This window comes from Streptomyces sp. NPDC111802 (genome assembly GCF_055634335.1).
In genome coordinates this window covers 1-8,594 of the sequence record NZ_JBVKCZ010000108.1, presented here as the reverse complement: position 1 = coordinate 8,594, position 8,594 = coordinate 1, and the positions used below count along the sequence as shown (strand labels likewise).

Genomic DNA, 8,594 nt, shown 5'->3' with positions numbered 1-8,594 from the left:
TCGGCGGGCACTCCGGAGGCGACGGCCACGCCGACGCACAGCGGCAGCGCGACCAGGAAGACGACCAACGAGGCGGCGAAGTCCTGCCGCAGGTGAGGTAATCGAGGAAATTTGGCGACCCTGTAGCTTACAGAGCCTCGAACGCACCAGTCACGGCACATCGGATAACGCCCACGCCGCCTTTGCGCACCACGTAGTACCGGGCGGACAGGATCAGTTGACACAGAGTCGGCTTCCTCACTGTCGAGGAAGGTCCGTTTTCGATGTCTTCGGATCACTGTGTTACGACCGAAGCTACCGACGGCCGGAGTTCCGTCGACCTCGACAAAATTAGCCTGCGCCATACCGTCTTCACCCCCGCTAGGGCTGATTAACGATGCCAACTCGCGCTCAATGCGATTCATCAGACCCGATCGATCATCCAAGGATAAATAGGCAAGGCAGCAGACGCAAATCTAATAGACGTAGTCGTAATACGCGGACAAGCAAAGCGCAACCATGATCACGTGAAGGTTATTGCCCATGACTGGTTGCCGCGGCGATATTTTCTGCAGATACGACCGCGCCTTCTGAGGCTTGAGACGCCGCTAGACTACCCGGATGCCTACCGTTGCCGCGCCCTCCGGCCAAACAATGATTCCCTTCAAACAGCGCGACCCATTCTTCGACAACGCGAAGTATCTAGCGATCACACTCGTGGCCATCGGCCACGCCTGGGAACCGCTCAAGATGGATAATCGAGTCCTCCAGGGCGCGTACGATGTCATCTACACCTTCCACATGCCGGCATTCGTCGTTATCGCTGGATACTTCTCCCGCGGCTTCGACTTGAGCCGACGCCGGCTCAGGAACCTGATCACTGGCGTCGCCGTGCCGTATGTCGTCTTCGAGACCGCCTATGCACTCTTTGCGCGTTACCTCGACAACGACCCGGACCAAGCGATCAGCGTATTGGATCCCATCTACCTGACCTGGTTCTTGTGCGCGCTGTTCGTCTGGCGGCTGACCACACCGATCTGGCAGGTCGTGCGATGGCCCGTCCCGCTCGCGCTCGTCATCGCGATGCTGGCCACTGTCTCCCCGGGCATCAGCGACGATCTGGACATGCAGCGCCTCTTACAGTTCCTGCCCTGCTTCGTACTGGGTCTTTCTCTCAAACCCGAGCACTTCCGACTCGTCCGTCGACCCTCTGTGCGGATCTCGTCGGTTCCGGTATTCGGCGCCACGCTGACCCTTGGATGGTGGGTGGCGCCTCGGGTGAACACCGGGTGGTTCTACCGCCGCGACTCGGCGCCAGAGCTGGGCGCGCCCTGGTGGGCCGGTCCAGTGATGACTCTGGCGATGTTCGGCTGTGCGATGCTTCTGACCGCATGCTTCCTGTCGTGGGTGCCCAGCCGGAAGACCTGGTTCACGAGACTTGGTTCCGGCACGCTGTACGGTTACTTACTGCACGGTTTCCCGAGGAAAGCCGGCGAGTACTGGGGCTGGTTCGAGCCAAGGTGGCTCCATGGCCCGCTCGGCGTGGTCTTCGTGACATTGCTAGCTGCCACGATCGTCACCCTGCTGTGCACTCGGCCCGTGCAACGCACCTTTCGGTTCGCCATGGCACCGCGTTTGGAGTGGCTGCTCAAGAAGGACGGAGACAAGCACCTTCACAGGCAGGAGCCCATTCACCGCGGTAATGCGACCCAAGCGCCGCGTTAACAATCACGGATCCCTGAGCGGCCGGGAGCCAATGCCTTTCGTGGGCGACTTCTTCGCCGACTCGGGGATCGTCTGATCCGTGCGCAGCGCTTGCCACAACCGGCTGGCTTGGGGCTGGGCGGGCACCACGCGGTTCGGGTCCTGAATGTCGTACCGCACAGGCAACATGATCGTCTCCATGGTGGATGGATCGACACCGTTCATGCTGTGGCCGAACTCCGCCAGCTTGCTCAAGGAAGCGAGTCCGGAGTCCGTGGTGAGCGACGCAGTCAACTGGTCGGCGATCCGGTAGGCCTTAAAGGGGCTGCCCAGCAGGTCCTGCTTCTTGATCTCACCCAGCAAGGCGATCAGGAACTGCTGCTGCAGTCCAATGCGTCCGAGGTCACTGCCGTCCCCGATGCCGTGCCGCGTCCGGACGAACTGCAGGGACTGAGTGCCGTTGAGCTTGTGGGTACCCGCCTTCAGGTCCAGGCCGCTGGACTTGTCATGGATGCTCCGTTCCAAGGTGATAGTCACCCCGCCAATCGCATCTACCAACTCCTTGAAGCCTACGAAGTCGATCTCCACGAAGTGATCCATCCGCACGCCCGATATCTGCTCGACGGTCTTGACGACACAGGGCGAGCCGGCCATCGCGTAGACCGAGTTGAACATCACGCGCTTCGCGGAGGGAAGGAGGGAGCCTTCCTTCGCAGTGCATACGGGCCGGGTCACCAGGGTGTCGCGCGGGATACTGACGGCGACGGCCTTTCGACCTCCCTCGGCTATATGGATCACCAACGCCGTGTCGGAGCGTGCCCCAGCGATCCTGCCGGTACCGAGCGAGGCATTGGCCCCGGATCGCGAATCAGAACCGAGCAGTAAGATGTTCTGCCCCGTGGTAGGCCGCTTTACTGGCCGATCGTCCCCAAGCGCCTCCGCGAGGTCAACCCCCGTGATCTTGCCGCTGAGGTTGCTGTAGAGCCAGTAGCCGACACCGCTCACGGTCAGCAGGAGCAGGACGAAACTCAGCGCCATCCAGCGCCACACCTGCCGGCTTGACCGTCCACCCTGCGTCATGGCCTCGATACCTCTCGTGCAGACTCATAGCCGTCATCCCGAAGGCTTCGGGCATGCTTCGTCTCGGTTAAACACGACACAACGCAGACTGTTATGGACATAGACGGATGTTGCCGAGTCAAAGACATCAGCCGTGCGACCGTCGCGATGCATGGGAGCGCCAAAGCCGCGCATGTGCCAAGATCAAACATCGTCAACCTGCGCGCGGCTTGCCATCCTCATCGCCAGTTGTCCCGAAGAGACGAAAGCCCATGTCAACGTGCGGAGCCCACCCTGCATGGACAGGCTGCTCGCACATGGTCTCCTGATTTCAGCGGTTCGGCCCGAGCCCTCTGATATAGCGGAACGCATTCATGGTCCCTTCGAGCCGGTGCCGCCGTCACCTGCTCGGTACCCCTGCTTTCCAGGCACAGGAGAGGCCAGTGCGCCGGTGAGCGGAACATTCTCCCGCGTATCCGAGGCATCCCCCGCTAGGTCCTCCGGTGTGAGGCTGGTGGTCAGGTCGGCTGGCTCACGATGCGGGACAGGTCCTCGCGCGACAGCCATTTCAACTGCCTCACGCAGTCTCAGCGCGGCGGCAGGACCGCCGCGATACCAGTCGCTCCCCCAGACCCGATGCAACTGCCACCCCAGCCCAGCGAGCACCTCCTCTTGTAGCCGGTCACGGTCCCGTGCCGTTTTGGACGAGTGGTACGTCACACCGTCGCACTGGATGCCGAGTGCATAGGTGCCGGCGAACTGAGGATGCCGCACGCCCATGTCGACGCGGTATCCGGCCGCGCCGACCCGCGATTCCACCTGGTAGCCCCAGTCGCGAAGCACTTGCAGGACCGACGCCTCGAACGGGGCATCCGGTCCGGTACCGGCCTGCGCGGCATACGGCACCAGGACAGAGGGGCCGTTCTCGGCGTAGTCCAGATACCGCTTGAGGTGCTGAATATTATCATTTGTACTGTCCGCTAGGCTCCTTCCGCGGAAAGAAGCGACGACCTCCATGCGGAAACGTGCTCGAGTGATGGCAACGTTGAGCCGTCGCCAGCCGCCTTCTTTGCATATGGGGCCGAAGTTTGTGCTGATGTTTCCATTCTCGTCAGGCCCATACCCGATCGACATGATCATGACGTCGCGTTCATCACCCTGGACGGATTCGAGATTCTTGATGAAGAACCCGTGGAGCCGGTCTTCGGTGAAACAATGGTCCAGATCTGGACGAAGGAGTCGGGCCTGCTGGACGGCTTGGTCGATTGCGGCGGCTTGCGACTGGGAGAGCGCGACGACGCCCAGGCTGCGATCGGGACGGGTGTCGAAGTGATGGATGACCCGGCGGGCAACGAAATCCGCTTCCATGCGGTTGTCTCGCCGACCGCCGCGGTCGTACACGCCCTCTGTATGGAAAAAAGCGACACCGACAGCATTACCCTGATCCAGGGCTCCTGGAAATGTGAGCATGGAATTGCTGTAGAAGGACCTGTTACTGAACGTGATCAGATCCTCGTGACGGCTGCGGTAATGCCAGCCGAGGGAAAACTCTCGCAAGGAGCCCGCTTTGCAGGCATGCAGCAGAGATTCGAACGTTTCGGCGCTCTCATTATCGGCGTCATACTCGACTGCCGAATCGAAGAACGCGGTGGGCGGCAACTGCTTCTCGTCGCCGGTCACTATCAAGGAGTCTGCTCGATAGACGCAGTTGACGGCGTCGGCAGGGCGTACCTGTGATGCCTCATCGAAAATGACCACGTCGAAGTGGTAATCAGCAGGCAGCAGCTGACTTACGGTTAGCGGACTCATCATGAAGCAAGGTTTGATGAGCCGGACAACCTCTCGGGTTTGGTCGAGCAGTTCCCGCACCGGCATTTGACTTTGCTTCTGTTCCGCCTGACGCTTGATCACGGAAGCCGGTCCACTGGTGAAACGGTACGGCCTGCGCTTAAGACATGCCTGGATCACGGTTTTACTCGCCGCCTCGACCAACCTGCGGTCGGCCTCCTGGAAGTCCGCCACGCGGGCATCCAGGTCAGCGGAGCGGGTAACGGCGAGCCGGGTGTCCGTGGCCAAGATGTCGTCGGCCCAGCTCTTTAGCACCGCCTGCTCCACGAGCGTCGGCAACTGCTCGGGAGAGACATCTCTTTCTGCGGCGCGCCGAATGAGTGCATCAATGCCTTGACGTGCCAGAACACTCAGGCCGGAGCGATAGGCCTGCCATTCCTCCGGACCGTGGGGGTCACTACGGAGTTCATCGACCGCCTGCTGGGCCTGATCGAGCGTGCCGAACAAGGTGCAGTACAGCTGCGCCTTCCGGAGCTCCTCAAACAAGTCCGCCAAGGCAGCCGAGGATTGCGACCAGCGATCGGCGTGCCGCGTCGCCGTGTCACACCAGTCAGTCAGGGCTGCGCGGATGCCACGAGCCAGCAGCCCCGGTAGCGGGTCCGGCTCGGCACCATCAGCCAAGCGGGCAATTAGAAGGTCGCGATGAGTGACGTCGCGACTGAGTTCAGTGATGCGATCCGCCATGACAAGCACGCTCTCCAAGGCAGGCAGGTCGGCCTCGTCGTGACAGAGGTATCCGCCCAGCGCCTCCTCGTGGCGCGCAGCCAGCCGGGTGACGTCTCGTGCAGTGATCTGCCAGGCCAGCGCGTCGCTAAGGCGTTGAGGCAGCGTCTTGTCCCAGGTCCCGATGCGTGTGAGCGCTGCCACCGCTGTACGGTCCTCCCAGAACTGGACGGACAGGCGCGCGAACATGCCCCGGTGTTGTTCGGCGAATCTTTCGACCAGGGCCGGCAGGTCTTCCGCGTCTAATACCTGATCACTGAAGACATCCTGGGCGGCCGCGCGGGCGGCCGCGCGAGCGGCGAGTGCCTTTCCCAACGCCTCAGCGGCTCGGTGCGCTTCGCGAAGCCCTTCTTCTGCGAGCCAACGCGCAGGTGGTCGCTTGTCCGCGCAGGCGAGATCGGCGAGTTCCAGCAGGCGGAACGCGGCTTGAGCAGTGTCCGGCTTGGGCAGTCCAAATAGCTCGGCGAGGTGAGCGAGGCTTCCGGACAGGTCGTCCGGCGTTCCACCGCCAACAAGGCCACCCCTTGTCAAGTCGGGTTGAGATAAGCCGGCTTCCAGTGTCTGAATCATCTGCCGTACAGCGTGCATCGTGCGTGGTTCGGGAATCGTGGCAGCAAAGGGGCGATGCTCGACGGCCATGCGCAGATCCTCAAGCGCTTCAGCGGCCTCATTGAGCACCGAGGCAGGAGTAGAAGTGCCCTTGAGACCGCGCCAAACGAATGTCTCTCCCTCTACTGCCGGGCGCCAGGCGCGGCTGACCGTGCGGGCCGCTTGCATGAGCCCCTGGAACTCTCCAGCGCTGAGCTTGCGAATGGCGCCGGTGCATTTGGCCCCGAGATACAGTTGTGGCGTCTCGGCTCGTTCCAATAGAACCAGGCGGCCCAGGACATCATGCAGGGTGCGCTCGAGCGGTGCACGTGTCTCGTTCATGGCCTCCGCGTAGCCGGAAAGTTCCTCGCGCAGTCTGCGCGCACGGTCCCGTTCGTGCTCTGCTATGCCGACGCCCCGCACCTCGGTGGTCAATGCCCGTGCGAGCTCCGTTGCGACGGCCTTCCTACTGGTGTCGCCGCTGTGCAGGGCCAATACGAAGTCGCCAAGGCCGACAGCTCGTAGCCTGTTGCGGACCACATCGAGCGCCGCCGCCTTCTCGCTGACGAACAAGACCGAACGACCGACATACATGAGTGCGGCAATCATGTTGGTGATCGTCTGGCTCTTGCCCGTACCAGGCGGGCCGCTCATCACGAAGGAATGGCCGCCCAGCGCGGCGGCAATACACTGCCGCTGGGAAGAATCAGCGTCCAGTACGAGCGGAGTGCGCTCAGGCAACTGGATCTCGTCAATACGGTCAATCTCCGGGGGCTCGACGTCGATCAGCTCCTGGCACGGCCCTGCGTGAGGCCCAAGGCCGATTGCCCGGACCAGCGGATGAGCGAGGATGCGCTCCTCGTTCTGCTGGAGGTCCCGGCACATCGCCTCCTTGTGCGAGGCAAAGAGGCCAACCACCACACGTGCGTCGACTGACCAGCCCTCCTGCGCCCGGGCGACTTCCCGGGCGGCCGCGAGCACCGCCCCTGGATCGGACACGTCACTGTCGATGACCGAGCTCCAGTCGACGCCCAACCGTTCCAGCTTCACCGCCAGAGCGGGGTTGTGGATGCGATCCTGATCCCCGGCCAGATGCAGGCGTGTCTGCCGTCGTCCGTCCCGGCGCAGTTTCACGGGCACCAACAGCAGCGGGGCGGATCGCGGCTCCCCGGCGCCGTCGTCACACCAGGCCAGCATGCCGACGCCGAGCCAGAGGACCCACAGCCCGTAGTCGTTGTACATCTGGCCGGACTTCTGCCGCAATCGGTTGAGCGTGTCGTCCAGCCCTGCCTGTGTTTTCTTCTGTGTCACCAGGCCGGAGGCACTTCCGAAGCCGCCGGTTGAGACGGGAGATTCGTGCTCCAGAGGCTTCCGCCTGGCTCCGGCCGACCCATCTCCCACCTCCTCGTTGGGGCTCTCCTCGACGAGAGCAAAGGACCAGCCATGGGTGAGCCCTGCCAGCACGGTGGAGGAATCAGGCGCTGTGATCTCCAAGGTGGTGTTTCTGGTATGACGGAAATTGAGCAGACGATTGCGTAGACCGAGATCGACCAGCGAATCGCGCCAGGAGACTAGGACAGCCTGTAAGGGGTCGCCCGGCTCGCTACGACCTACGGAGCCACCGTTGCCAGACGGGGCCGCTTCAGAACCTGATAAATGGGACATACGGCAAGTATTTACGCTGCCGGTGTGGTGCGCCAGTCTGTGCACCATTCGATCCGCACCCGACGCCAGACCGACCGACGAGATGGCCGATCCGTACCGATGCCGGTTTCGTTCACGAGTGGTGGTACGGGCCAGGATCTCTGGCCAGCGGAAATGCACACGACTGCCGCAGCGCACCTGGGAGTAACGGGGCCCCGCTCCTCAGGGCTGTTCGGAACTCCACGAGATCTTCGTCAGATTGCCGGCCAGGCAGGGCACATTGCTCGTCTTCGACCAGGTCAACCCCCAACGGCGGCCCCTGCCCATCGCCTGCGACCGCGGCTGCCACGTCGCCTCCCGGCCGGGACTGACCATGCAGCAGATAGTCAACCGATATCCCCGTGAGGCCAATACCAGGGCGAACGACGCATCTATCAGCGCCGGCGCCGCCCGGGAGACGCCTCACACCCACGGTTGGTTCGTCCGCAGGGCTGAAGCAACTCGCCCGTCCAACCGGCCCCGAGGCCTGTTCGTGCAGATGCACCCGCATCTCGACCCGTCCCGGGAGCGCCCGTGCAACGCCCTGCCGTACTCAGACCGCTGGACCAGGTGCGCTCACCGGCCCAGATCCGCAAGGCCTGGCGTCGATGCCTCATCGCCGTGAGCCGTACGAAGGCACCGTCCATGGCCGGGCGGCTGATCGACAACGCCTTCACTGCGCTGGACGAACAGAGCGTCGTCCTCCCCGGCACCCCTTGGGACGCGCTGATCGTCCCTAGCCGCGCCTCCTCACTCCAGGCACCGCTCGACCAACGCACACCACTCACTCACCGGATCGAGGAACGCCTGGAGTCCACGGTGATGAGCAGCGAAGCGAAGCACCGCCAGGCCCACCCAGGTCCTCGAGGCCTTGAAAGAGACTGAGTGCCTCGCTTCACCTCGGAAGCAGGCTGTTAGTACTGCAACGGTGCTTGTCGTGACTGCTGGCCAGGTTGGTCGTTGGTGTGGTTATGGGTGGGGGCCTTGCTGATGTCAGGTTGTGGGCCGGT

The 8,594-nt window shown here is 62.9% G+C and carries 4 protein-coding genes; 2 read left to right on the top strand and 2 right to left on the bottom strand.

Annotated features, from left to right (window positions below):
* Nucleotides 1–600: 600 nt before the first annotated feature.
* Nucleotides 601–1,704: an acyltransferase family protein gene (locus ACZ7NC_RS43455; protein ID WP_471497531.1), complete on the top strand. Its 1,104-nt coding sequence runs from the start codon at nt 601–603 to the stop codon at nt 1,702–1,704.
* Nucleotides 1,705–1,707: 3 nt separating this feature from the next.
* On the opposite strand, the gene ACZ7NC_RS43450 is transcribed toward ACZ7NC_RS43455, so the two are convergent.
* Nucleotides 1,708–2,721, bottom strand: coding sequence for an LCP family protein (locus ACZ7NC_RS43450; RefSeq protein WP_471497529.1), 1,014 nt, complete (start codon nt 2,719–2,721; stop codon nt 1,708–1,710).
* A gap of 393 nt (nt 2,722–3,114) precedes the next feature.
* A complete protein-coding gene (locus ACZ7NC_RS43445) occupies nt 3,115–7,566 on the bottom strand; it encodes a DUF4011 domain-containing protein (RefSeq protein ID WP_471497527.1) in 4,452 nt (1,483 codons plus the stop codon).
* Between the two features lie 552 nt (nt 7,567–8,118).
* Between ACZ7NC_RS43445 and ACZ7NC_RS43440 the strand changes: the two genes are divergently transcribed.
* Complete coding sequence (locus tag ACZ7NC_RS43440; RefSeq protein WP_471497525.1) at nt 8,119–8,469, top strand: hypothetical protein; 351 nt, start codon at nt 8,119–8,121, stop codon at nt 8,467–8,469.
* Nucleotides 8,470–8,594: the final 125 nt, after the last annotated feature.